This is a genomic window from Methylosarcina fibrata AML-C10, from assembly GCF_000372865.1.
Classification (GTDB): domain Bacteria; phylum Pseudomonadota; class Gammaproteobacteria; order Methylococcales; family Methylomonadaceae; genus Methylosarcina; species Methylosarcina fibrata.
The window spans coordinates 3,358,949-3,384,584 of sequence record NZ_KB889965.1 but is presented as its reverse complement, the minus strand read 5'-3'; the positions used below and the strand labels follow the sequence as shown (position 1 = coordinate 3,384,584).

The window sequence follows — 25,636 nt, the reverse complement described above, 5'->3', positions numbered from 1 at the left end:
TAATGTACGACTTCTATTAACGGAAAAATTATTTTTAAAATGAATATGGACACAACCGAAAAGAAGCTAAGAACGAACTATATACTGATTGACTATGAAAATGTTCAGCCCGCTTCTCTTTCAATAGTATCGGAATACCCCTTCAGAGTTCTGCTTTTTGTCGGCGCGACTCAGAATAAGATTCCTATCGAACTGGCTGCATCGATGCAGGCATTAGGCAAAAATGCGGAATACATCAGAGTGGACGGCATAGGCAAAAATGCGCTGGATTTTCATTTGGTTTTATATCTTGGGCGACTGATAGAGAAGGAAGTTAACGGTTATTTCCACATTATTTCCAAAGATTCAGGTTTTGACACGGTAATCAAGCATCTTCGGGATCAAAAGGTATTAGTCCAGAAATATGCGCAAATCAATGACATCTTGATTCTCAAAGGCTCGGGGGTTAAAACTCTTCCGGAACGAGTAGAGGCGACCGTAGATTTTTTGATCAGTCGGGGTAATGCCAAACCAAGAAAGATTGATACCCTGAGCAATGCAATCAATGCCTATTTTGGCAGAACATTGCCCAGCGAGGCCATAGATAACATCATCGGTGAGCTAGTCAAACGACAAGTCATCGTTAACGATAACGGCAAAGTGCATTACAGATTCCCGGAATCTTCCTGATTTTCTACAGCTTGGCAAGCAGTCCGGATTCTGCAAAAGGCCATCCGGGTTACTTGCTCTTAAATACGGCGGCGGCACAAACAATCCCGGAATTACCAGTGCTCGGTTATGACAACTTTCAATACTTATTTAAATCTCACTTGCAGGTTGTATGCTCTTGGCTCTGGCAACGGCGCCTATGGCATTGACCGCTCCATCGCTGGCAATTCGGGCCTCGGTATCCAGATCGGGGACAGAGGGTAATTCCGCAATCTCCACTCAATAGGTAATCGCATTATTCGGAATAGATAAGGTTCACAGGCTCATTCATCCTGCGAGCTGTCGCTGCTCTACCTCTGTCCTTAGATGACCTTAAACGGGTGGCATCCAACCAATCGTGATACGAAACCGCTTGTCAAGCGACCTATGTTAAAATAGATGCTTGATCGCCGCAACGGCCTTATTTTATTTGTTCAGCTTATTTTCACCCCACTCAAAAAACCCTATGAAATTAGAAAAATCTTCCCGTTTTTCCGCTTGTCCAGGTCCCGTCGTCACCATCGTGCTCGACGGAGTGGGCATTTCTCCGCGCGAGGACGGCGATGCAGTCAAAACCGCCCGGACTCCGATGCTGGATCGCCTGATGGCGAACTTTCCGACGACCACGTTGCTCGCGCACGGCACCGCGGTCGGCATGCCCAGCGACGAAGACATGGGCAACAGCGAAGTCGGACACAACGCCATCGGCGCGGGCCGCGTATTCGCCCAGGGCGCCAAACTGGTGGCGGAATCGATCGCCAGCGGTCACTTGTGGGAAGGCCGGGCCTGGCACGACGTGGTGGCTGCCGCCAAGCAGGGCGGTACGCTGCATTTTATCGGCCTGTTTTCCGACGGCAACGTGCATTCGCATATCGACCATCTTAAGGCGATGCTGGAACAAGCCAGAAAGGAAGGGGTGCCGAAAGTGCGCTTGCATCTTCTGCTGGACGGCCGCGACGTCGGCGAAACCTCGGCGCTGGACTACGTCGATCCGTTCGAAGCGTATCTGGACGGCTTGCGCGGCCCCGGGTTCGACGTGGCGATCGCTTCCGGCGGCGGCCGCATGACCATCACGATGGACCGTTACGAAGCGAACTGGGCGATGGTGCAGCGCGGTTGGGACATCCACGTGCGCGGCGAAGGGCGCCAGTTCGCCAGCGCCCATGAGGCCATCGTCACCTACCGCAACGAATTGAAGGTCATCGACCAGGATCTGCCGGGCTTCGTCATCGCCAAAGACGGCAAGCCCTTGGGTCCGATCGTCGACGGCGATGCGGTGGTATTCTTCAATTTCCGCGGCGACCGCGCCATTGAAATTTCGCGTGCCTTTACCGAAGAACATTTCACCGCCTTCTCGCGCGGCCCGCTGCCGAAAGTCACCTACGCCGGCATGATGCAGTACGACGGCGATACCAAACTGCCGCCGCGCTTTCTGGTCGAACCGCCCGCGATCGATCGGACGATGGGCGAATACCTGGCCAGAAACGGCATTTCGCAATATGCGATCAGCGAAACGCAAAAATACGGCCACGTCACTTATTTCTGGAACGGCAACCGCACCGGCAAATTCGACGACGCGCTGGAAACCTACGTTGAAATTCCGAGCGACGTCGTGCCGTTCGAACAGCGGCCGTGGATGAAATGCGCCGAAATCACCGACGCGCTGATCGACGCGGTCCGCAGCGGCCGGTACCGGTATTTGCGGGTCAACTACGCCAACGGCGACATGGTCGGCCACACCGGCAACTTCGAAGCGGCGGTGACTGCGATGCAGAGCCTGGACCTGCAATTGGCGCGCTTGATTCCGGTGATTCTGGAAGCGAAAGGCACGGCGATTGTCACCGCCGATCACGGTAACGCCGACGAAATGTACGAACTCGATAAAAAAGGCAACGTGACCCGGGACGCGGAAGGCCGTACCAAGGCCAAGACCTCGCACACGCTGAATCCGGTGCCGTTCGTGCTGATCTCGGGCGAAGTGGATCCTTCGTACCAACTGCGCGAGGATCTAGTGACCCCGGGCCTGTCGAACATCGCCGCGACCGTGCTGAATCTGCTCGGCTTCGAGGCCCCGGAAGACTACGATCCGAGCCTGATCGAACCCGCTTAAGGTCTTTGCACTTGCTCGCTGCGGTATGTGGTGAACAGCCGCAGCCAAGGAAGGTTGCAATGCAAACCCTACAATAATTGGGAGGCACATCGGCAGTGATCCCATCGAGTTATCGGAAGAATTGAATATTTACAGTTAGAGTCTGTTCAGTAAATCAGCCGCCGCCAAGGTCATCCGCACCGACGTTTATCCGGTGAAGGTGCCGGAAGTCATCGAGGCGGTCGACCGACTGTAAGAATTTCAAACCGTGCTCGATGCCGATCCTCCCTGGCTGGCCAATGGCTTGGCAATGAGTCCCGAGGAAAGCAAGCAGTTGCGGTGCATGAGTAAGGGCATAGGAAGGCCGGCAAATGGAAGGGAACAGAATGAGCGCTTACGCGATCGGAAGGAATAGGGTAGAGTTATAGACCGGACACGACTCATTCACTGACATGCCTCCTATTCTTCGCTTCGCTCGCGTATCGGTCATCGCCCAAGGAAAAACCATTCTATCCGACGTCAGCTTTGCGCTGCCGCCCGGAGAAAAAGCGGCGTTATCCGGCAAATCCGGATCCGGTAAAACCAGCGTTTTAAAAACCTTGATGGGACTTTATCCCCTGGCGCAAGGGACCGTTTATTTTCAGGAAAAACCGCTGACCTCGGCCTCTGTCCGGGCTGTTCGAAGCTGCACCGCTTACATCGGACAAGAACCGGTATTGGGCGCCGAAAGCGTCAGGGAAGCCTTGCTGCTGCCTTTTCAATTCAAAGCGCATCGAGGTCATACGCCCACTCCGGCTCAACTGAAAGAGGTATTGGAACGGCTGCGCTTGCCTTTGGACATTTTAGGCCGGAGCAGCAACCGAATTTCCGGCGGCGAAAAGCAGCGCATCGCTCTGGCCAGGGGGCTGCTGTTGGGAAAAAGCCTGTATCTGCTCGACGAAGTGACCAGCGCTCTGGACGACGAAAGCAAACGAGCCGTCTTCAACGTATTTTCCGATTCCAGCCTGACGGTCCTTGCGGTGGCGCACGACTCCGAGTGGTTGGAGCGCTGCGACATACTTTTCGAACTCGATGCGGGGCGTTTGACCGAGGTAAGGCATCATGGCAACACGGGATATTGAACTGCCGCAGATGGCGCTGCTTTACGGCCTCTGCCTGCTGCCCTGGCTGCTGCTCCGGCTGACGGGCCTGCGGCTGGACCGGGAAATCGGCGTCGGCATTCTGCGCATGAGCATTCAACTGGCGTTGGTCGGCATTTATCTGAAAACGCTGTTCGATCTGAACCATCCCTGGCTCAACGGTCTCTGGATATTGGTGATGCTGATCGTCGCCGATTTAACCATTCTGCGCCGTGCCGGACTGAAAGCGCGCTATTTTGCACTGGCCACTTTTACCGCGGTGGCAGCCAGCGTGCTTTTTTCCACCGCCTATCTGGTGATCCTGGTGATCCAGCCGGCTCATTATTACGATGCCCGTTATATCGTACCGTTGGCGGGCATGATCCTCGGCAATTGCCTGCAGGGCAACGTCATCGCCCTGGAACGCTTCTATTCGGAACTGCGCAGGAACGAAAACGAATACACTACTTTCCTGATGCTGGGCGCGAGCCGACGGGAAGCCGTGCGCCCGTACTTTCGAAATGCCGTCAAGGCTGCGCTCAATCCGACGATCGCCGGCATGGCGACGATGGGGCTGGTCTCACTGCCCGGCATGATGACGGGCCAAATTCTGGGCGGCAGCGAACCCTGGATCGCGGTGAAATACCAGATCGCCATCATGATCTGCATCTTCACCAGCTCCACTCTGGCCTGCCTCATGAACCTGACGCTCGGCCTGAAGATCGCCTTCAACGCGTTTGACGTATTGAGGGAGGAAGTGATCAAGAAATCTTGACCGGCGCGGCTCCGCCGAAGCGTTTTCATATCGCGTGCAGGGAAGGACAAAAATGCCGAGTTAAAGCCGCGCCGCTGGATCGTAGAAGTCTGCCATTCCTGGTTTGATCGGATCAAGAAACTCTTGGTGCGCCATGAAAAACCGACAAAAGTTATTTGGCGGTTATTGATGCTGGCTGCATCCATCATCGTGCTTCGAAAAATTAAGTCGATCGCGCTCATGATACCGTCGCCGAATTCCTCGTGAATCAATTCCTTCAATGTGAGTTCGTAGACGCTTATTAATTCATAGAAACGGTAGATCAGAGGATCGGTCGGTGTCGCATCGGCCGACGAGCCTTTGCATGGCATAACCGTCAGTCATCGTCTTTCTTCTTCGTTCAACGAGAAAATTTCGCCGACAATTTCGGCCTGCGCCGGGCTCAGCGTCATATGACCGAGGCAGGCGGCGATGACCCATTCTTACTCAAACCGACGGTAGCCGCCACGTCAGACCATTTCAAGCCGTGGCCGATTTTGGCGGCGATAATTTTTTCCGACACATCAGTTCTTTTCATTCTTTCTGTTCCAAACTGGATATGAAGTCGATTGCATGGGGAGTAGGCAGAGTCTGTCCATCCGGATAACGCTCCGGTTGGGGCAGATCGTCACGCGCGTAGGAAGTGGGATAGCCGTCGACAGGATCGTCGTAAAGTACACAGATAATTTTAGCCATTGGATGTTCACCTCGATGTTGATTGGATGAGAAGACATATCCGCAAATGACGGTACGCGCTCTGATGGGTCCTGGCCGGGTAAAAGTATTATTCTTGTTGGACGGGAAGAGCATCCAATTGTTTCTACGGATGAGTTAATAACTTTCAGTTATTGATAAGCCGGCTGGTACGCCAAATCCTAACCGGTGCAGGCGGATTCGCCGATAGGGAATCCGCGAGGATTCAGGAGAATGGCGGTTTGCTTGCGCGAAATCGTACTACGATTCTGTCGCTTCGCTCAGCCATTGCCGGAAGTGTTGCGCGCCTCGGTAACCGGTGTAGCGGGCGACTTCCTGCCTGTCTCTGAACAGGACGACGGTGGGGGTGGCGAATAATTCCCGGGCGAGCTTCCAGTCTTCCGGAGGCGACGTCAGGTTGGTGGCGACGATGGGAAGCGGATTGTTCCAGGACGCGAGCACTTCCTTGTCGAACTGTCTGCAATAGCCGCAGTCGACCGCTTCGAAGGCGATCAACTGTTCTTCGGCATGCAAGGCGATGCCTTGCCAGGCCTCGCCGCCGGCTGTGGTCTTGACTCCGTCGTGAACAGCGGCGTCGTGAACGGAAGTTCCGGGACTGGGATAAGCCACTCCGATCCCTCCCAATCCGCAATAACCGAACGGATTTTTCTCCAGATAATCCTGATGATAATCCTCGGCGGCGGCATAGTTTTCGAGCGGCGCAATTTCGGTCGTGATCGGCGCGTCGATGCCCGCCGCCTTCAAGCTCTCCTGATAGACGGCCCGTGTTTTCTCGGCCAAACGGTGCTCGTCGTCGGTACGGTAAAAGACCGCGCTGCGATAATTGCTGCCGACGTCGTTGCCCTGGCGGTTACCCTGGGTCGGATTGTGGTTTTCCCAAAACTGGATCAGGACGCGTTCGAGCGTAGTTTGCCCTGGATCGTAATAGACTTTGACTACCTCGGCATGATTTTTGACGGCATGGCCTTCCTGGATCGCCTTTTCGGTATTGTGGAGGGTTTCGTAGCGGGGAGAAAGGTCGTCGCCGCCGGCATAGCCGGCTTCGACGTCCAGCACTCCGGTCAGGGTCTGCATGCGCTTTTCTGCGCCCCAGAAACACCCCATCCCCAAAACGATGTAAGGCGTGTCCGGACCGACCGCGGCCTTGTTCAGCGAAGGATAAACAGGCTTGCCCGCCAGCAGTTGCGGATTCAGCAGCACTCCGGCAACGACCGCCAAAATGCTAAGAATCAATAAAGAGCAAGATGCGCGTTTTCGTCTGTTCATAGCCTATCCTCCTCCAGATTCGGTTCATTGTGATTCGATTGCGCGTCGTCCGTCCGGTTAGAACGGTCTACATCGGCCTGGGTTGCAGTGTAAGGAAAATTTATTTCCGGAGACAGGCGGCCTGCGTCGGATGTACGGATCGAGCAATTGCCGATTTTAATTGATTCACCGCTTTCCGGCTATCAGCGAATCGAAAGATTCGGGTTTTGAGCTATATTGACGGCGATGCCGGCTTATTCGGCCCGGCTGGATTTCGTTAGCAGCATCGGGACGGCGAGCGTCATGGGAATGACCGCTATTCGGGGAACGCCCGCGATCTGCTCCACTGCGCCGGCCGGGCGCAGTTCAAAGGGAATCGTTATTCCGCGACCGCCAGAATCACCGACCCGGCTTTGAAGACCGCCGTCGCCGTTTGGCCCTGGTACAAGCCCAGCGCTTCGACGCTTTCGTTGGTGATCGTGGCGGCCACCTTTTCGCCGCCTTTCAGTTCGATGTCGACTTCGCTGTTGATCGCTCCGGGCTTGACCTCTACGACCTTTCCCTCAAGCTGGTTGCGCGCCGAAATGCGGTAGCCTCCGAAATCGGTGACGAGGATCACGTGCGGCGCCTTGATCATCGCGATGACTTCCTTTCCGGGTGCGATCGCCAACGATTGGGCTGATTCCTTGGTCACCGTCGCGACGAGGTTGTCGCCTCCTTTCAAATGAACAAGAACTTCGGTATAGAACGAACCGGGGCGGACTGCGCTGACGGTGCCTTTGAACTGATTGCGTGCGCTGACTTTCATGGGGAATCTCTTGCGGTTAATTTAAAAGGGACGTGCCCTTGATCTGCGCGTAGACGGCCATGCCGATCCTGAGATTCAAGAGGCTTTTCGACTTGAGGGTGACGTGGGCCAGCAGCGGAAGAGCGCCGATGCTGAGGCACAAGACCGTCTGCCCGTTCCGGTTGTCGGCCATATCGGTAATGGTGGCGGGCAGCACGTTCAGGATGCTGGTCGCGTTCGACTTTTCCAGCGCGATGCTGACGTCGCTGGCGTAAACCCGCACCCGCACCGGGGAACCGACCGCCGCATCGATCAGCGGCATGCTGAGTGGGGTGCCGGCACAGTCGACCCGGCTCAAATGATATTCGGATTCATGCGCGGCGATCCGGCCTTCCCAGATCATCGCCGCCTGGCTGTCCGTAGCCTGCGGCAGATCGATCCGGCTTAGGGTTTCGGCAAGAGGGCCTTCGGCCTGGACGCGCCCTTCCTCCAGGATCACCAGATGATCGGCCATTTTCGCCAGCTCCTGACGGGCATGAGTCACGTACAGGACCGGTATGTCCAATTCCTGATGCAGGCGCGCCAGATACGGCAGAATCTCCTGCTTGCGCTGGAAATCCAGCGCCGCCAGCGGCTCGTCCATCAAAAGGATGTCCGGTTTCAGCACCAGGGCGCGGGCGATCGCGGCGCGCTGCCTCTCGCCGCCCGACAGGCGGTCCGGCATTCTGTCCAGCAGATGGCCGATGCCGAGCAGCTCGACCGTTTGCTCGAGGCCGGCCTCGGCGGGTTTTAGGCCGATTCGTTTCAAGCCGAAACAGACGTTTTTATAAACGTTCAAATGCGGAAACAGATTGGCGTCCTGAAACACATAACCCAGTGCGCGTTGATGAGGCGGCAGAAAGAAGCCGCGCCGGCTGTCCTGCCAAACTGCGCCTTTCACTTCCAGATAACTTTGGTCCGGCCTTTCCAGGCCGGCGATGCAGCGCAGCAGAGTGGTCTTGCCGGAGCCGGAAGGACCGAACAACACGCTGATGCCCGAGCCCGGCAAGGAAAGATCGACGTCCAGCCGGAAAGAAGCGTAATCGAGTGCAAAACGGGCAACGATCGGCGAATTCATTTCATCGGGCGGACGGCGGGAGGATGATTCGACAGTCCGTACATGACGATCAGTACCGCAAGGGAGAAAATCAGCAAGCCGCCGGCCAGCCAGTGGGCCTGAGCGTATTCCAACGCTTCGACGTGGTTGTAGATCTGCACCGAGACGACTCGCGTCTTGTCTGGAATGTTGCCTCCGATCATCAACACCACGCCGAACTCACCGACCGTATGAGCAAAACCCAAAACCGTGGAGGCCAAATAGCCCGGTTTTGCCAAGGGGATGACGACTCTGAAAAACGTATCCCAAGGCCCCGCACGCAAGGTGGCGGCGGTTTCGAGCGTTTGTTCGCCGATGGCGCTGAAAGCGGTCTGCAAAGGCTGCACGACGAACGGCAACGAGTAGAGCACCGAAGCGGTCACCAGGCCGCCGAACGTAAACGGGAGCGGAGAAAGACCCAGCCCGGCCATCAGGCCGCCGAACGGCCCGTTCGGACCGAGCAGCACCAGCAGATAAAAGCCGAGCACGGTCGGCGGCAGGACCAACGGCAGCGCCACCACGGCGTTGCAGACGCCTTTCCAGCGCGACGGGGTTCGAGCCAGCCACCAGGAAAGCGGGGTTCCTACGATCAACAAGATCAGGGTGGATAGGCCCGCCACCTGGAAAGTCAGCCATAGGGCCGAAAGATCGTCTTCGGTGAGCATGGTTTCGAATTCAGTCGACCAGGCTGTAGCCGTATTTCTGAAGGATCGCCCGGGCTTCGGCGGATTTCAAAAACTGCATCAACGCGGCCGCTGCGGGATTTTCCGAGCCCTTGTCGAGCAACACCGCATCCTGGCGGATCGGCGCATGCAGTTCCTCGGGTACGATCCAGCCGGATCCTTTCGCAATTTTACCGTCTTCGATCACTTGCGACAACGCGACAAAACCCAGCTCGGCGTTGCCGGTCGAGACGAATTGGTGCGTTTGCGAAATGTTCTCGCCGAGCACGAACAACGGCTGGAGTTTATCGAGCAATCCTTTGTTTTTTAAAAACTCCACGGCCGCCTTGCCGTAAGGCGCCAGTTTCGGGTCGGCCAGGGCCAGATGCTTGAAGCCGCCGGTCTCCAGGATTTGTCCCTGGTCGTCGACATAACCCGGTTTGGCCGACCACAGCACCAGCTTGCCGATCGCATAGGTGAAACGGCTGCCCGGCACGGCCATTTTGTTTCTTTCCAGTTTTTCCGGTTTTTCGGCATCGGCGGACAAGAACACTTCGAACGGCGCGCCATTTTCGATCTGCGCGACGAATTTTCCGGACGAACCGAACGACAGTTTGGCGCTGTGCCCGGTCGTTTTTTCGAAGGCTTCGGCAATTTCATTCATCGGTTCGGTGAAGTTGGCGGCGACCGCCACGATCGTCGTTTCGGCGAAGGCCTCATGACCACTGGCGACCAGGGCGCCGAGGAGAATCAGTAAACGGTTATAACGACGGCTGAACATAGTCATGCTCCTAAATTTAAGTAAAAGATGGCTGCAAGGGCTCAGAATCGGAACAGGCTTTGCATATAGAAATAATCGATATCCTTACCGTCCGGCGCATTGGCTGTTTCCTTGGCGAAGGCACCTTTGAACAGATGCGCCCAGCCGGCCTCGAAGTTCAGGCTGCTGTTGAAGTCGTAACGTGCTGACAGTTCCACCTGCTGTCCGATGAAAGGGCTGGTGTTGCCGGTCCGGTCGCGCAGATTGGCCGTGGTCCAGGCATCCTTGTCTTCGGCCAGCCAGAACAAGCGGTGCCCGATAAACGCCTGCACTTCCGGGCGCGGCGAAAAGCCCAGCCGCATGCCCGGTGTATTGATATTGCTGCGGGCAAAGGCGCCGTACATGCCGGTCGGGCCGAAATCGAAGCGGCGCGCGCCGAACAAGGTGTCGAAGCGTTGATCCTTATCGTCGTTCGGATCGTGGTCGCCGCTGGCGTAGTCGTACTCGACCGCCAAACGCGGCGACCAGGGCATCTCGAAGGTATAGCCGATGTCGAGATGCTGATACCAGGCCGAATGATCGAGATCCTTGTCGGAACTTTTTGACGACCGGACCGTGCCCCACTGGCCGATGGTTTCGCTTTGAAAGTCGAAACTTCCTTTCGCGGGTTTGACGTAAAAACGCATGCCCGGCGTGAAATAGCGGCGATTGTTGGTAGGATTCCGCTTGCGGTCGCCTTCATCGAGATGGTACAAGTACAGTTCGGCGTTGATTTTGCCGGGCAGATCGTAGACCTCCAGGAAGCCGCCGGAAAACCAGATTTGCTCTTCGGGTTCGTCGAAGCTGTGGAAGTGATCGAGCAATTGCTCCGAATCGTTCGGATAGCGGCCGACCGGCTTGGTCACGAACGCGTTGAACTGCCAGTGGTTGTAATCGACGATCCGGAGCCTGAAGCCGTCGAACGTGTTGATCGTGTTGCGCATGTTATTCCGCGCGACCAGACGGCGGCTGCCGAGGTTGAGCGTCTGCCGTCCGGCGATTGCCTCGACGCCCAGGCCGCTGTTCATCACGTTTTGATCGGCCCAGGCGACGTAGCCCTGGATGAAATCGGCCTCGTCGACGTGGGTATTGTTGATTTGCGATCCTTCGTCGGCGCCGAACTGGCGCGCATCGAGAAATTCGCCTCCGGCCCGCCAATGGCCGAAACGGGCTTCCAGCCACAGATCGATCTGCATCGGAATTTGTTGGTCGCCGCCCTGGCAGCCGGCCTTGAAGCAGCCGTCCATCGTTTCGTAGCGCGTGCGCTGTTCGAGCGACATGGACAGCCATTCGGGCAAACCCAACGTATCGTGCAGATTCCAGACCGGTTTTTCGTATTTGTACGAACCCAGCAAGACATCGTTCATCTGACTCTCGAACGGGGCAAACGGCGGCATCGAATAGCTTTTCTTTGCTTCCGCCGCATGGGCCGTGCCGAAATGGGAGATCAATCCGGCGGAAGCCACGATCAGACCGATTGAACGGGGAAAACAGGGAATTTTGATTGATTCGTTTTGAAGAGTCATGAAGGTCTGTCTTTTATGAGCGTCAAACGCCGTTTGCGTGGTAGTCGATTTCAAAAAGGTTTTTCCAAGCAGTTGCCCGTTGAAGGAGCGCTAGTATATATCGTTATGTATCAAAATATATAACGATATTTTGCGACAAACGGTTTTTGAATATGAAACAATCGTCTTATATTTTTTCAGTTGGATACCATGAAACCGAGTGACGACTCATCCTGCCGATGGATAGAAGGCGAATTACGGCTGGCGGGATTGCTGGACAACCGCATGATCGAACTGCTGAAAGCGATCGAGCAAAACGGATCGATCAATCAGGCCGCCAAGCAAGTCGGCTTGAGCTACAAGGGAGCCTGGCAGATGCTGGAACGAGCCAGCAACGGCGCGCCGCAGCCCTTGTTGACTACCGCTATTGGCGGCAGCAAGGGCGGAGGGACCGTGTTGACTCCGGCCGGACAGGCGCTGCTGGCGTTGTTTGCCCGCCTGGAGCGGCGACATCAGGAATTTATCGCCGAATTGAACCGCAGCCTGGCCGAGGATCCCGCTACCGTGCTGCTTCTTCAGCGTCTGGCGGTCAGGACCAGCACTCGAAATCAGCTTTTCGGCCGAGTGATCCGGATCGATCGGAAAGAAGAGGAGGCGCAAGTGATGGTGCGCACGAAAGGCGGGGAGAAAATCGTCGCTGCCGTGAATTCGGCTTCGCTTGAGAAACTGGCCATCGCAGTCGGCGACGATGCGGTTTTGATGATCAACAGCGCCGACGTCCTGCTGTTGGCCGGCCCCGGCTTCGAGAAGCTCTCGGCCCGCAATCGACTGTTCGGCAAAGTCATGCGCATTCAACAGGACAGCGCGGATTCGGAAGTCATCGTTTTACTGCCCGGCGGTGAAATTCTGGCCGCGATGGTCACCCGGCAAAGCCTGAAAAATCTGGGACTTGCGCCCGGCATACCGGTTTGCGCGGCTTTCAAGGCTCATACGCCGATTTTAGGGGTCAAGCCGGCATGATGTGGGTTCGAGCGAAGCAGGCTAGGCGTGTGCTGCGGCTGGAAGCGGAAGCTCGGCACGAGCAAACGCTGGAAACCGTCAGCTTCACTCCCTTGTTGGGCGTCATTGGATAATGTTCTTGTAAATCTTGCCGTCCTTCATGATGACGACGAATTTCCTTTCCGGGTCTGCGACCAGATTGATGTTCGCGATCGGATCGCCGTCCACCAGCAGCAGATCTGCCAGCGCACCTTCCTCCACAACGCCCAGCTTGCCCGGATACGGATTACGCGGGCCCGACATCGCCAGGAGCTCCGCATTCGCACTCGTCGCCATCGCCAACACTTCGCCAGGCGTGTACCAACGCACCATCTTCGCGAGTCGGGCGCCCTGACGGGCAGCACTCGTCGCGCTGTACAGAACATCGGTGCCCCAGGCGGTCTTAAGCTTGTACTTTCTGGCGAACCCGTAGGCCGTATCCGTGCCCTTGCTCACCGCGAGCTGGTTGATCCGGTTGACCGAACCCTCCGGGTACGGATTCGCGTCCTCATCGTCCAGGAACGGTTGGATGCTGAGCCAGACGCCTTTCTTGGCCATCAGCTTCGCCGTGGCCTCGTCCATCAACTGCCCGTGCTCGACGCATTTCACTCCGCTGCGGATTGCCATCTGGATGGCGCGCGGCGTATACGCATGCACAGTGACGTAAGTGCCCCAATTTTCGGCAGCCTCGACCGCGGCACGGAACTCGGCTTCGGTATATTGGCTGGCGTCGATCGGATCGTAGTGAGAGGCGACGCCCCCGCCGGCCGCCAGCTTCAATTGGCTCGCTCCCAGCATCAACTGCTCGCGCGCCCGCTTGAGAACTTCGTCCGCACCATCGGCGATGATCCCGACGTTGAGCTGCTCCAAGTGGCTCAGCGGAGCGTTGCGTGCAGCCGGAATCTCATAAAGGAGGCGGAAGTCGCCGTGGCCGCTGGTCTGCGAGATCATGGCGCCAGAAGGCCAGATGCGTGGACCAATTGCCACGCCCCCGTCGATAGCACGCTTGAGGCCGAAACTGGGGCCGGCTACGTCGCGCACACTGGTGAAGCCGCGCATCAACGTTGCCTGTGACTGCTGGGCCGCCAGCAGATTGATGTAACCGATATCGGCCGTCAGCGCCACATTCAGCGACACCGCCGCCATCATAGCGTGCCAGTGCGCATCGATCAGTCCGGGCATCAGCGTTCGACCGCCGCCCTCGATGACGTGGATGTCGGCACGGCGATCGACGTCAAGCGCCTCGGTGGAGATCTTCTCGATCTTGTTCCCGCGCACGAGCACATTGGATGGGGCGGACAGCGTGCTCGCCTTGCCGTTGAAGATGTGTACATTCTCGAATAGGACCGCGGTCGGCTGTGCGTCCTGGGCAAGCACAGCGGAGCCTGTGGCGCAGTTGACCATGAGAATGGACCTGAGCAATATTCTGTACATGCGATCCATGACGCCTCTGCTTGGATTAGTGTGACTGACGGATTCCCAACGCTGCATTTCAGCGGCGGAACATAGCAAAATTCGCTGAACGACTAGCTCGCGTAGGTCCGATTAGCGCCGCGTAATCGGACCTACGCGAGCTTGAGGTTTTCTTGCTACAGCGGCGCTTTCCGCTTAACCCTCAAACTCTCCGCCCATTCTCCGGCGAAATCGCGGCGGCGAACCTTGTTGATGACCCCGGTACAGACGATCGTAATCAAAGCGCCTAAAGCCGCCAGCGCCATGTCTTTTTGCGCATCCCAGGGATCGCCCTGGCTGCCCACGTAATCCTGGGCGAGGGGACCGCCGAACAGGAGCGCGGCGCCCCATTCGATCAGTTCGTAAACCATGGACGTCGCCATGATAAAACTCAGAGGGAGGGAGTAACCCCAAAATCCTCGGACAGCCGCCACCCGGAGATAGACCGAACGCATCGGATAAGCCAGCAAAAGTCCGTATAAAAAGTGCATCAGCCGGTCGAAATGGTTGCGCTCCCAGCCCATCAATTCATTCTGGGAATGGCCGGTCAGGCGTTCGAACCAAACGTCGTAAGGCACTTCGGAATAACTGTAATGAGCGCCGATCTCGTGCAGGGCAAGGAACAGAAAGATCATCGTATAGGACAGGCGCGAGAAAAGCAGGTGGCGATAGCTGAAAACGAGACCGATGGCGACGAAGACGACCAGGATGTTCTCCAGTAGCCAATCGGTGCGATGCTTGGGGTGAATGGCCAGGACAACCCATTCGATCGTGAAAAGCGCAGCGAGCCCCAGCAGATAACGGCGATAATAGGCATAGCCGTGGGGGCTGTTCTTGCTCATGCTCTTTCCCGCCGAAGGATTCTGCCGGAATCCTCTATAACAACGTAGGAGAATAGGGTCGACTTCGAATGTGGCCGGAGCGCATGGTTAAGCATGGAGCGCCTCGACGAATTCATCGACGGAAACGCCCGCTTGTTTCAGAACCCCGCTCAGCGTACCGGCTTTTAATTCGACGTGGTTTGGCACGACGCAACCTGAGGAGCCGCGCCGCATTACGATATGGCTGCCACGTTGACGTGCAATCACGAACCCCAATCGCTGCAACGTTCGCACAACATCGGCTCCCGATACAACCGGCAATTTAGGCATGTTCCGGTACTTGGAATGAGGTCAGCAAAGGGCGTCCGGCGATGGTAAGAGGAAATTCTTCGAGATAAAGTTCGGTCGCTTCACGCAGATTGCTTAACGCTTCTTCAACGGTTTCACCTTGTGTTGTCGTGCCGGTTTCCGGATTGAAGGCGACATAACCTCCTTCGGGGGACGGCATTAAAACTGCTGAGAGTTCCATGGATTTTCTCCATTAATAATGTAGGGATTGAAGGGCTTGAAGACAAGGATAACTTGTCCCAATGGTCAAGCTGAATTCGATTATAAGTAACTGACCCTAATTTGCTCAATTTTTATATGTTTACGCTTTTGAAGATTATGGATAATGGGGGCTGTAGCATGCGGTGACGATAAAAACCCTTGTGCCCTTTAAAGGTATTAATCGCGAACGATGCGGTTCGTTCCTTACCGCATCCTACGGACATTGAATGCAAGACCCGCCCCCGCCCTTTGCGCCCTCATTGCAAGGCACCAAACCGTTCCGAAAGGACCGCAATCAAACGCTTGCCACTCTCCGAGCTCATGGAAACGGAAGTACTGATGGGATGGTAGATGCCAAACTCATTTCGAATATATTCAGCGGGGAGGGCGTCATTGAGTTTCTCGGCAACCGCTCGCCAACGAACTGACAATCGATGCAAACAGCATCCCTTCAGAAAATCGCCTGTCGATCCAATTTCTAACAGTCGGTAGGTGTTGCCGGGGAGCACCTCGCCCCAACCGACGGCTCCGTATCCTTTAGCATACGCAACTACAATGTCGCCACCAATATATCGGTTTAGGATTTTTTCTCCCTGATCCCCCGGAGAGTCGTCAAAGCATGCGGGAATCTGGCCAGCGTTCACAAGAAATCGCCACCAAGACTCGTCTGCTCTAGCAATGTTGTGCCAAAAAAAGCCAGGCTCGCGCGCGGCAGCCGAAAACTTTAGTGCGAATAGTGCGGCAACCGAACGATCAAAGGCGACTGAAAACGAAACGAACTTCTCCGATCCGACAGCAACCGGCGTATATGCTATGCATCGAAAGGAAACACCCTTCGAACTGAGCCATTCACCCAGAGAAAACACAGTTTCGTCAAAAGCTCTGGCAACAAGGATGATACGAGGGTTCTTGTTGACGTCTTCTACGCGGGGTTCATTCCCCAAGAAACTTTGAATGTCTCCTCGCTGGGAGGCCGTGGGCGCGAATCTCGACAAGAATGCTTCGCCTTTATAGATTGAGAAATCAGAAAGATACTGTAATGCTTGGGTTTCAACTCCAAGCTGTCCGAAATCCCGCTTTAGCTCAATTATTACGGCATTACCACCACGATCCAAGGCAAGGATATCAGCACGCTTTTGAGTCCTTGTACGAACTTGATTACTGATGAGGAGCAGGGGCTCTCCGAATACTGCCTCCGATAGAATCTGCGCGGATGCGTCGTCTGCCGGGGATACCAAAAGTGCTTCTAATTGAAGCTCCTTTGGCCGCCAGTCAGATTTGACGGCGGACAACGATTTTTCATTTTCGCTGACTTTAAACAGCATGCTCTGTCTCCTTGGCGCCTAAAAAATTAATCATAACAGATCTGGCTAACGTACATATTTTTGTGTTTGATTCTCAATGATTTGCCTTCAATGCAGATTTTCCAACATTTTATCCATGATAAATAAACCAGTGATCTAATGCGCCTCATCCCAGTTGTCGCCGACTCCGACGTCGACGACCAAAGGCACTTTAAGACGGGCCGCCGACTCCATGATGTTTTGGATCACTGTGGCGCATTCGTCCAGTTGGTTCTCGGCGATCTCGAACACCAGCTCGTCGTGAACCTGCATGATCATCTTCGCGTCCGGCTTGTCCTGCTGCAGCCACCGGTCGACCGCGATCATCGCCCGCTTGATGATGTCGGCCGCGGTGCCCTGCATCGGGGCGTTGATCGCGGTGCGCTCGGCGTACTGGCGCTGGGAGGCGTTGCGGGAATTGATGTCCGGCAGATACAGGCGCCGGCCGAACAAGGTTTCGACGTAGCCTTGGTCGCGGGCGAGCGTGCGGATGTTGTCCATGAACGCCTTGACGTCGGGGTAGCGCGCGAAATACAGGTCGATGTAAGTCTGCGCCTGATTTCGGGACAAACCCAGTTGCTGCGCCAGGCCGTACGAGGACATGCCGTAAATGAGCCCGAAATTGATGGCTTTGGCGGAGCGGCGCAGGTCGTGAGTGACTTGATCCGGCGCCACGCCGAACACTTCGGCGGCGGTTGCGCGGTGCACGTCCTCGCCGTCGGTGAAGGCTTTCAGCAAGCCGGCGTCGCCCGACAGATGCGCCATGATGCGCAGTTCGATCTGGGAATAATCGGCGGCGACGATTTTGTAGCCTTTCGGCGCGATAAAGGCTTTCCGGATTTTCCGGCCTTCCTCGCTGCGGATCGGAATGTTCTGCAGATTGGGATCGGTGGACGAAAGCCTTCCGGTCGCGGCCACGGCCTGATGGTACGAGGTGTGGATGCGGCCGGTGCCGTCGTCGACCTGCTGCGGCAGTTTGTCGATATAGGTCGACTTCAGCTTGCTCAGGCTCCGGTGTTCGAGGATCAGCCGGGGCAAGGGGTAGTCGACGGCCAGCTCCTGCAGCACCGATTCGTCCGTGGACGGCTGGCCTTTGGGCGTTTTCCGGACGACGGGCAGTTTCAGCCGGTCGTATAAAATCTCCTGGATCTGTTTCGGCGAGCCCAGGTTGAAGGCATGGCCGGCCAGGTCGTGCGCATGGTGTTCGATGGAAATAATCTGGCTGGCCAGTTCCAGGCTTTGCCGGGCCAGCATCTCGGTATCGATCAGCACCCCGTTGCGCTCGATCCGGGCCAGCACGCTGAGCAGCGGCATTTCGATGTCCGCATACAGGGCCAGCAGGGAAGGCTGCTGTTCCAGCTTCGGCAGCAGGGTCCGGTGCAGGCGCAGGGTGATGTCGGCGTCCTCGGCGGCGTAAGGGCTAGCCTGTTCAATCGGCACCTCCTGAAACGGAATCTGCTTGGCGCCTTTGCCGGCGACGTCCTCATAGCGGATGGTGTCGACGTCCAGGTATTTCTTGGCCAGATCGTCCATGTTGTGCCGGGTGGCGGTGCTGTCGAGCACGTAGGATTCCAGCATCGTATCGTGCGCGATGCCCTTCAGCGCGATGCCGTAGTTCGCCAGCACGTGCATGTCGTATTTCAGGTTCTGCCCGAGCTTGGCTTTGTCCGGATTTTCCAAAAGCGGCCTGAGTTGTTCCAGGACCTCCGTCCGGTCGAGCTGGTCGGGAGCGCCCGGATAATCGTGCGCCAGGGGCACATAGGCAGCCTTGTAGGGATCGACCGCGAACGACACGCCGACGATTCGGGCCTTGCTGTAATCGAGGCTGGTGGTTTCGGTATCGAAGGCGAACAGGTCGGCCTGCTGCAATTGGTTCAGCCAGTGCCGGAACTGTTCCTGAGTCAATACGGTTTCATAATCGGGGGCTTGGTCTTTCGGCGCATCGTTGGCGACCGGAACGATGCCGTCGTTGCCGTTTTCGAGCGTTTTCAGCCACGAGGAGAAGCCCAGCTCCTGTAACAGTTCTTTCAACCGGGGGGAGTCGCAGGGCCGGCGTTTCAGGTCGCCGACGCCGAAGGCCAGCTCGAGATCGCATTTGATCGTGGTGAGCTGTTTCGAGATCGGCAACTGGCTCAGCGCATTGCGCAGGTTTTCGCCGATCTTGCCGCCGATCGCGTCAGCCGAGGCCATCAGGTTTTCCAGCGTGCCGTATTGTTCCAGCCATTTGGCCGCCGTTTTCGGCCCGACCTTGGGCACGCCCGGAATATTGTCGACGCTGTCGCCCATCAGCGCCAGATAATCGACGATCTGGTCCGGACGGACCCCGAATTTTTCGATCACCCCCTGAACGTCCATGCGGCTGTTCGACATGGTGTTTTCCAGAATGATGTGTTCGTTGACCAGTTGCGCCATGTCCTTGTCGCCGGTGGAAATGATGACCTCGAAGCCCTGCTCTACGGCCTGTTTGGCCAAAGCGCCCATGACGTCGTCGGCCTCGACGCCGGGCTCCATGATCAACGGTAGGCCCATGAGCCTGACCAGGTTGTGAAGAGGCTCGATTTGCACCCTGAGATCGTCCGGCATCGGCGGGCGGTGGGCTTTGTAGGCCTCGAACAGCTCGTTGCGGAAGGTTTTGCCGGGGGCGTCGAAAACGACCGCGATGTAATCAGTATGATAGTCCGCGATCAGCTTGCGCAGCATGTTGGAAACGCCCAGGATCGCGTTGGTGGTCATGCCCTTGGGGCTGGTCAGCGGGGGCAGGGCATGGTAGGCGCGGAAGATGAAGGAAGATCCGTCGACCAGAATCAGGCGTTTTTGTATCGGTTCGGGCATAAGCACACCAGGGTTGGGCTAAAGGCGCAAGGTTAAGGGTAAACGGTCCGTCGTACAAGAAAAAACCGCCGGCCTTGAACTTCAGCATCCGCCGCGATTATATTTTCCGTTTGGCATCGATGATGTTGGGAAGCTGGTGGATTTTATTCAGAACCTGGCTGAGCTGGCGCGTGTTTTCGATCTGGATGGTCAGATTCAGGTCGGCGGAAAAGTCAGGATGGGTATCCAGCGCGGCGTGGGTGATGTGAATTTTGGCCTGGGTCAGAATTTGCGTGACGTTGTTCAATAAATCCTTGGCGCTGAAAGCCTGGATCACGATGGGCACCGAAAAAGCCGATTTTTCGCCGCCCCAGTTGACCTTGATCAACTGAGCCTGCTTTTCGGGATCCAGATGCAGAATGTTCTCGCAATCGGTTCGGTGCACCGTGATGCCTTTTTTCTGCGAAATATAGCCGATGATGCTGTCTCCCGGCACCGGCGTGCAGCAGTGGGCAAAGGTCGTCAGGACGTTGTCGATGCCGTCCACGGTCACGGTGGACTTGTCGGAAGGCTTCTTCTGCGGAACTTTCGCCGCCGGTGGCGGTTCCAGTTCGGGTATCTTCAAAAAGCCGGTCAGTTGGCGGATATTGATGTCGCTGCGGCCGATCGCTTCGAACAGTTTGTCCTTGTCCGGCTGTTTGAAGTGCCTGGCCATTTCGGTCAAATTCACCGCTTTCAGGCCGAGGCGTTGAATTTCCTTGTCCAGTATCGCTTTGCCGGTGGCGATGTTCTGAGCCTGCTGCTGATTTTTAAACCAGCTTTTGACCCGGCTGATCGCGTGCGGCGTTTTCAGATACCCCAGATTGGGGTCGATCCAGTTATGGTTGGGGCCTCCTTCCTTTGCGGTCAGGATCTCGACCTGCTCTCCGGATTTCAGGGTGTAGGTCAGGGGCGTGATCCGTCCGTTCACTTTGGCGCCCCGGCAGCGGTGGCCGATCTGGCTGTGAATGGCGTAGGCGAAATCCAGCGGCGTGGCGCCCTTGATCAGGTCGATCAGCTTGCCGGCGGGCGTCAGCACGTAGACCCGATCCGAGAACAGTTCGGTCCGGAAGTCTTCCACCAGCGACTCGTCGTTGCCTTTTTCTTCGAGCAATTTCCTGAGAGAGGCGATGTTTTTCTCGATGGCGGCGTTGTATTTGCCGCCTTCCTTGTAGGACCAGTGCGCGGCGACGCCGAGCTCGGCGAAATCGTGCATTTGCTGGGTGCGGATCTGGACTTCGATGCGGTTGCCTTCGCTGTCGACGATGACCGTATGCAGCGACTGGTAGCCGTTTTCCTTGGGATTGGCGATGTAATCGTCGAATTCCTTGGGCACGGTCTGCCAATGGTGATGCACGACGCCCAGCACCGAGTAGCAGGTGCTGAGGCTGCCGACGAGGACGCGCACGGCCAAAAGGTCGTAAAGCTCTTCGATGTCCAGTTGCTTGCGCTGCATTTTTTTCCAGATGCTGTAAATATGCTTGGGCCGGCCGTAAATTTCGGCGGACAAGCCTTCGTCGGCAAGCACTCTATGCAACTGGGCAATGAAGTCGTTGATGCAGCTTTCCCGTTCGAGCCGTTTGTTCGCGAGCGATTTGGCGATGCTGCGATAGACTTGCGGCTCCAGATAGCGGAACGCCATGTCTTCCAGTTCCCATTTGAACTGGTGGATGCCCATGCGGTTGGCGAGCGGCGCATAGATGTCCAGGGTTTCGCGCGCGATAAAATGCCGGACTTCATTGGATTCCCTGGACAGGTTGCGCAGCCGCTTGATCCGGTAGGCCAGCTTGATCAGGACCGCGCGGACGTCGTGGGTCATGGACAGCAGCATGCGGCGCAGGGTCTCGGTCTGGTTGGGCTGGTGGGTCATCTCCGGCGTATAGACCGACAACTTGTTGAGCCAGTTGACGTCGTTGACCAGCGCGGCCACGGTTTCTCCGAACTGTTGGGCAATGTTGGGTTTGGGTTTTAATTCGGCCAGACGGGGATCGCTCAGGATGGCGGCGAGAATGGTGTTCAGGTCGACTCTGAAACCGGTCAGTATTTCGGCGACTTCAAAACCCCGCGGACGGTGATAATGAGGATCGTCCGGAATCAGCGCAATGAGGGCCATTGCTTTTTCGATGACCTGTCTGTCCGCGGCGGAGAACTCGTTAAACAGAGGTTTGTTCGGGGCTGATTGGGTTTGCATCGATGGTAAAAGCCAGTGGGAAGGGGGAAGGCTGAAGCCGGTTATTATAAATTTGTGTGGCAAACAAATAAAAGGATCTTGGCGGCCTTGCCGAATTTTAATTGGCCGTTTTTCCCTTTCTCAAAAGACTGGCAATAGAAGCGTAAAATTCCGGATCGGCTGGCGAATTGACTCAGCAGCCGATTCAACAAGATTGCGATTCCATCCGATAGGGCAAACGGGATTGGGTTCAAACGGGAACGGCTGAGGCTTTTTCGGCAAATAAGGAAAAATAGCCCTGCTTATTGCCGTTACCGTGAAAATCGAAAGGGGCCGGTGGGAGCGGCTCTTGTGCCCCGCAGGGTATTAGAGCATTTTCAGTTTGTCCGTGCGGATTACCGGGGGTAGAGGCGAATTCATTCGCCTTGGGTACACAAGCCCGGGCGAATGAATTCGCCCCTACACGCCTACACGCGATATGAAAATGCTTTAGCCGCGACCAAGGCTTAATCGCGGCTAATACCCCCGGGGCACAAGAGCCGCTCCTACAGATGACGTTCATGATTCGGGGTGGCGGAAGCTTCCTCATGGCTGTTAAGTCAGGCTGGAGCCATAGCAGACCTGCCGGGTTTTAAAACCCGGCAGGTCTTCTTTTTATAAGTTCAGCCGGAGCCGGTTTTCTTGGAGGAAGAGCCAGGTTCGCTTTGTCGGTGCAATCGAAATAAACGGTTTAATTCGGCGTTACATAGACATCCCGATCAGTATGCAGCCGGCCATGACGATGAATTTCGAAATCCACGGATCCAGCGTATGCGGGTGATAATGGTTCATGACGGCTTCCACTTTGTTTTTTACCTGGTCGTGCATATGGATTTTTCTTTGCATGATGGCTTTCCTCATGGTGATGGATGACGGGTTAAGAACGGTAACTGCGCATTTGGCCGACCAAAACCCCCTGGATTTCGACTTGTTCGGGGCGGTACGACAGCGCGGCCATAGCGGCATTGGCCGGAATCAATACGATTTTTTCCGGAGTCTGTTCGATGAATTTCAGCGTGGCTTCCGTTTGGTCGATCAGCGCGACCACGATTTCGCCGTTGTCGGCGTAGCTGCGTTGTTCGATCACGACCCAGTCGCCGTCGAAAATCCCGGCCTCGATCATCGAATCGCCCTTGACCTGCAGGATATAGCAGGGCTTGTCGCTCTTCAGGGCGTCGGGCACGCTCATATAATTGACGGTCTCCAGCGCCTCGATCGGTTTGCCGGCGGCGATCCTGCCGACGAACGGCAGTCCGGAAGCGGCCTCCCCGAGTTCTTGCCGGGCGCGCTGCGTCAGCCGGATGCCGCCTTGCTTGTTGGCGGCGAAAGGCTCCACGAGGCCCGCTTCGATCAGCGTCAGAATGTGCTTGTACAGCGACCCCCGCGAGGTCATGCCCAATGCCTTGCATAACTCGTCCAGAGTCGGCGGGTAGGTAAAGTTTTCCAGGTTATTGCGCAAGAAGTCGAAGATTTCCCGCTGGCGTCTCGTTAAAGTATCCATCGCATTGTTCCGGTTGAGTTGTGATAAAGGATATCAGAAATTTTCGAAAAAGAGAACAAAAAAAGAACAATTAAAGAACATGAAGAGAACAAAAAGCGCCCCGGCTCCGGAGGGGCCTGCCTCCGTCCCGGTTGTAACGGAACGATCCGTGGCGGCGGCGTGAGTTTTGCAGCCGCCGGCCCGAATAAGCTATGATATCGTTCGAATCCCATCGTCCCTTCCTTATCGGATATTATGAAATTCCCTAGACTCATTTTCTTTGTCCTGCTGGTCGTCGCCCTGAACGCTCTGTTTTCCTGGCTGGCCAATCTTCCTCAGGACGTCGGCCCCGACGTTCCTCAGGGCAAGCTGAACAGCGTGTCGTTCGCGCCTTTTCGGGAAGGACAAAGTCCGTTGACTCGGGTCTATCCGACCCACGAACAAATCGATGAGGATTTGCGCATGCTGGCGGACAAGACGCATACCGTCCGCACTTATTCCAGTCTCAGCGGTCTTCAGGACGTGCCTGCCCTGGCTCGCAAACACGGGCTGAAACTGATTCAGGGCGCATGGCTCGGCGGTCCCACGATCGAGGATGAAAACCGCGCCGAAATCGCCCAGTTGATCAAGGCGGCGAACGACTATCCGGACGTCATCGAGCGGGTGATCGTCGGCAACGAAGTGCTCTTGCGCGGCGAGATGGATCCGCAGCAGCTTCTGGAGTACATCCGGCAAGTCAAAAAGGCGGTCAAACAGCCGGTGTCTTACGCCGACGTCTGGTCTTTTTATCTGCGCTATCCGGAAATCGCCCAGGAAGTGGATTTTTTTACCGTGCATATTCTGCCTTACTGGGAAGACGAGCCGTTGACCGTCGAACAAACCGCCGCTCACATCGAAAAGAATTACCGCAGAATCCGCGAAGCTTATCCCGGCAAGCCGATCCTGATCGGCGAATCCGGCTGGCCGAGCGCCGGGCGGCAGCGCGGCTGGGCGGTGCCCAGCGTCGTCAACGAAGCCAGATTCATCCGCTCCCTGGTGCAGGTGGCCGGCAAGAACGGTTTCGACTACAATATCGTCGAGGCCTTCAACCAGCCTTGGAAAAGCAAGCTGGAAGGCGTGGTCGGGGCCAATTGGGGCCTGTTCTCGGTAGGGCGGAATCCGATTTTTCCGCTGACCGGCAAAGTTACCGAAAATCCTTCCTGGCCGCTGCGTTTGTTTTACGCCGGCTTGATTACATTGGGCATCATGGCTTTCCACGTCAAACGGACTTTGCCGCTGTCTCCGCTCAAGCTGCTGGCGTTGACCGGTTTTGCTCAGGTGCTGAGCGCCTTGCTGGTCAAACAGTTCGGCGATTACTGGTATACCAGCTACGACGATATGGAGCGGATCCATGCCGTGCTGATGGCCGGATTGAGCTCGGCGCTGGCCGTGCTGATGTTTCGGCGCGGGCTCGATTTGTTGGGCAAGCGGGCCGGAAACCCGGCGGTGGGCCTCTGGATCCGCTATCTGGTGCTGGGCTTCGTCGCCATCGCGATTTTTCAGTCCCAGGCTCTGGCGCTGCATGGACGCTATCTGAACATCCCTTATCCGGTCCTGTACATTCCGGTGGCGGGCATTCTGGCACTGGCCTGGTTTCGCTGTTTCAGCCAGCGATCGAATTTTCCGGACGTTCTGGAGCCGAACGGGCTGTTCGGAGCAAAATCTCTTTCGGAAAACCACGCCGGCGTTGCGAGTCGGGTGCTGATCGTGTGCGGCTTTCTGCTGGTCGCTGCGGAGACCGTGCAGGTGATGTTCGGCACCAATTATCCGGAAGCGTATCCGGTCCTGGCCGACCGGACATACGCGGCGTTGATGTCTACCCTGACCAGCAGCCAATTGCTCGGTTGGGCTCTGTTGATCGCCGCCGCCGTGATTTTGCTGCCGGTTCGGTTCATCGCCTGGATACTCGTTCTGATGGTACCGTTCCAGATCGCAGGAGAGACTTACGCCTTCATGGTCGGCCACGATTTTATCGAAAGTTATCCCGACTTCGGCAAGAGGTTGCTGACGTCGTTGATCTACACTCTCACCAATGGCCAATTGCTGCTGTGGCTGGCCGGTCTGCTGATTCTGGCCGCGCCGTTGTGGATTCGTGAGGAAGGCAAAATCAAGGTTTCAGGCGCGGCATTAAACACTTGGCGTTCTCCCGAAAGCAAATGAAAGGCAAATGCCTATGACACATGATCCGGCCGCTTCACCGTAACCCCGGGTCGGCCTCTGCGGTTCGAGCGCGTTTTCCGGCGGACGGCGCTTTCGCCAACAAGGGGCCGGGTTCAGCCCGCATTCAGGCCGGCTTGATTAGTTTTATCCTCATCCGACAA

22 protein-coding genes and 2 pseudogenes are annotated in these 25,636 nt (G+C 56.4%); 6 read left to right on the top strand and 18 right to left on the bottom strand.

Annotated elements, in window-relative coordinates; genetic code table 11:
- Positions 1–39: 39 nt before the first annotated feature.
- The 4 genes from A3OW_RS0115835 (at position 40) to A3OW_RS0115820 (ending at position 4,669) form a co-directional block, all read left to right on the top strand.
- Complete coding sequence (locus A3OW_RS0115835; protein WP_020564427.1) at positions 40–669, top strand: PIN domain-containing protein; 630 nt, start codon at positions 40–42, stop codon at positions 667–669.
- Between the two features lie 484 nt (positions 670–1,153).
- Positions 1,154–2,797, top strand: coding sequence for a 2,3-bisphosphoglycerate-independent phosphoglycerate mutase (gene gpmI, locus A3OW_RS0115830; protein WP_020564426.1), 1,644 nt, complete (start codon positions 1,154–1,156; stop codon positions 2,795–2,797).
- A 431-nt stretch (positions 2,798–3,228) separates the two neighbouring features.
- Positions 3,229–3,897: an ABC transporter ATP-binding protein gene (locus A3OW_RS0115825; protein WP_020564425.1), complete on the top strand. Its 669-nt coding sequence runs from the start codon at positions 3,229–3,231 to the stop codon at positions 3,895–3,897.
- Complete coding sequence (locus A3OW_RS0115820) at positions 3,878–4,669, top strand: ABC transporter permease (RefSeq protein WP_020564424.1); 792 nt, start codon at positions 3,878–3,880, stop codon at positions 4,667–4,669. Before A3OW_RS0115825 ends, A3OW_RS0115820 begins: the two co-directional genes overlap by 20 nt.
- Before the next feature lie 200 nt (positions 4,670–4,869).
- Here A3OW_RS0115820 and A3OW_RS28965 read toward each other — a convergent pair.
- The 9 genes and pseudogenes from A3OW_RS28965 to A3OW_RS0115790 all read right to left on the bottom strand — a co-directional run.
- Positions 4,870–5,019 (bottom strand): annotated as a pseudogene (locus A3OW_RS28965) (cyanase); the annotation flags it as partial.
- A 9-nt stretch (positions 5,020–5,028) separates the two neighbouring features.
- Positions 5,029–5,225: pseudogene (locus A3OW_RS28960) on the bottom strand (hypothetical protein).
- On the bottom strand, positions 5,222–5,383 hold the full coding sequence (locus tag A3OW_RS27950; protein WP_232422394.1) for a hypothetical protein: 162 nt from the start codon (positions 5,381–5,383) through the stop codon (positions 5,222–5,224). The pseudogene A3OW_RS28960 and the gene A3OW_RS27950 overlap by 4 nt, the downstream one beginning before the upstream one ends.
- Positions 5,384–5,641: 258 nt before the next feature.
- Complete coding sequence (gene msrA, locus A3OW_RS0115815; protein WP_020564423.1) at positions 5,642–6,667, bottom strand: peptide-methionine (S)-S-oxide reductase MsrA; 1,026 nt, start codon at positions 6,665–6,667, stop codon at positions 5,642–5,644.
- Between the two features lie 358 nt (positions 6,668–7,025).
- Positions 7,026–7,454, bottom strand: coding sequence for a TOBE domain-containing protein (locus A3OW_RS0115810; protein WP_020564422.1), 429 nt, complete (start codon positions 7,452–7,454; stop codon positions 7,026–7,028).
- 16 nt (positions 7,455–7,470) lie between these two features.
- Positions 7,471–8,550, bottom strand: a complete 1,080-nt coding sequence (modC, locus tag A3OW_RS0115805; RefSeq protein ID WP_020564421.1) for a molybdenum ABC transporter ATP-binding protein — start codon at positions 8,548–8,550, stop codon at positions 7,471–7,473.
- Complete coding sequence (modB, locus tag A3OW_RS0115800; protein WP_020564420.1) at positions 8,547–9,233, bottom strand: molybdate ABC transporter permease subunit; 687 nt, start codon at positions 9,231–9,233, stop codon at positions 8,547–8,549. The genes modC and modB overlap by 4 nt, the downstream gene beginning before the upstream one ends.
- A gap of 10 nt (positions 9,234–9,243) precedes the next feature.
- Complete coding sequence (modA, locus tag A3OW_RS0115795; RefSeq protein WP_020564419.1) at positions 9,244–10,011, bottom strand: molybdate ABC transporter substrate-binding protein; 768 nt, start codon at positions 10,009–10,011, stop codon at positions 9,244–9,246.
- Between the two features lie 41 nt (positions 10,012–10,052).
- Positions 10,053–11,555, bottom strand: coding sequence for an alginate export family protein (locus A3OW_RS0115790; protein WP_020564418.1), 1,503 nt, complete (start codon positions 11,553–11,555; stop codon positions 10,053–10,055).
- Positions 11,556–11,744: 189 nt separating this feature from the next.
- Between A3OW_RS0115790 and A3OW_RS0115785 the strand changes: the two genes are divergently transcribed.
- The gene (locus A3OW_RS0115785) at positions 11,745–12,554 is read left to right on the top strand and encodes a TOBE domain-containing protein (protein WP_026223652.1); all 810 of its coding nucleotides are present in this window, start codon (positions 11,745–11,747) and stop codon (positions 12,552–12,554) included.
- 102 nt (positions 12,555–12,656) lie between these two features.
- Here A3OW_RS0115785 and A3OW_RS0115775 read toward each other — a convergent pair whose 3' ends face one another.
- The 9 genes from A3OW_RS0115775 to lexA form a co-directional block, all read right to left on the bottom strand.
- Positions 12,657–14,015, bottom strand: coding sequence for a metal-dependent hydrolase family protein (locus A3OW_RS0115775; RefSeq protein ID WP_026223651.1), 1,359 nt, complete (start codon positions 14,013–14,015; stop codon positions 12,657–12,659).
- 146 nt (positions 14,016–14,161) lie between these two features.
- A complete protein-coding gene (locus tag A3OW_RS0115770; RefSeq protein WP_020564415.1) occupies positions 14,162–14,866 on the bottom strand; it encodes a DUF2238 domain-containing protein in 705 nt (234 codons plus the stop codon).
- Between the two features lie 87 nt (positions 14,867–14,953).
- Positions 14,954–15,175, bottom strand: coding sequence for a type II toxin-antitoxin system HicA family toxin (locus tag A3OW_RS0115765; RefSeq protein WP_026223650.1), 222 nt, complete (start codon positions 15,173–15,175; stop codon positions 14,954–14,956).
- A complete protein-coding gene (locus A3OW_RS0115760; protein WP_026223649.1) occupies positions 15,168–15,374 on the bottom strand; it encodes a hypothetical protein in 207 nt (68 codons plus the stop codon). The genes A3OW_RS0115765 and A3OW_RS0115760 overlap by 8 nt, the downstream gene beginning before the upstream one ends.
- 277 nt (positions 15,375–15,651) lie before the next feature.
- The gene (locus A3OW_RS0115755; RefSeq protein WP_020564412.1) at positions 15,652–16,719 is read right to left on the bottom strand and encodes a PDDEXK family nuclease; all 1,068 of its coding nucleotides are present in this window, start codon (positions 16,717–16,719) and stop codon (positions 15,652–15,654) included.
- Positions 16,720–16,854: 135 nt separating this feature from the next.
- The gene (gene polA / locus A3OW_RS0115750) at positions 16,855–19,569 is read right to left on the bottom strand and encodes a DNA polymerase I (protein ID WP_020564411.1); all 2,715 of its coding nucleotides are present in this window, start codon (positions 19,567–19,569) and stop codon (positions 16,855–16,857) included.
- Positions 19,570–19,666: 97 nt separating this feature from the next.
- Complete coding sequence (locus A3OW_RS0115745; RefSeq protein ID WP_020564410.1) at positions 19,667–21,778, bottom strand: RelA/SpoT family protein; 2,112 nt, start codon at positions 21,776–21,778, stop codon at positions 19,667–19,669.
- A gap of 720 nt (positions 21,779–22,498) precedes the next feature.
- Entirely contained in the window at positions 22,499–22,642 is a 144-nt protein-coding gene (locus A3OW_RS27945) for a hypothetical protein (protein WP_020564409.1), read from the bottom strand.
- A gap of 31 nt (positions 22,643–22,673) precedes the next feature.
- Entirely contained in the window at positions 22,674–23,297 is a 624-nt protein-coding gene (lexA, locus tag A3OW_RS0115735) for a transcriptional repressor LexA (RefSeq protein WP_020564408.1), read from the bottom strand.
- A 234-nt stretch (positions 23,298–23,531) separates the two neighbouring features.
- Here lexA and A3OW_RS25190 point away from each other — a divergent pair, with 234 nt between their 5' ends.
- The gene (locus A3OW_RS25190; RefSeq protein WP_020564407.1) at positions 23,532–25,475 is read left to right on the top strand and encodes a glycoside hydrolase family 17 protein; all 1,944 of its coding nucleotides are present in this window, start codon (positions 23,532–23,534) and stop codon (positions 25,473–25,475) included.
- Positions 25,476–25,636 lie beyond the last annotated feature (161 nt).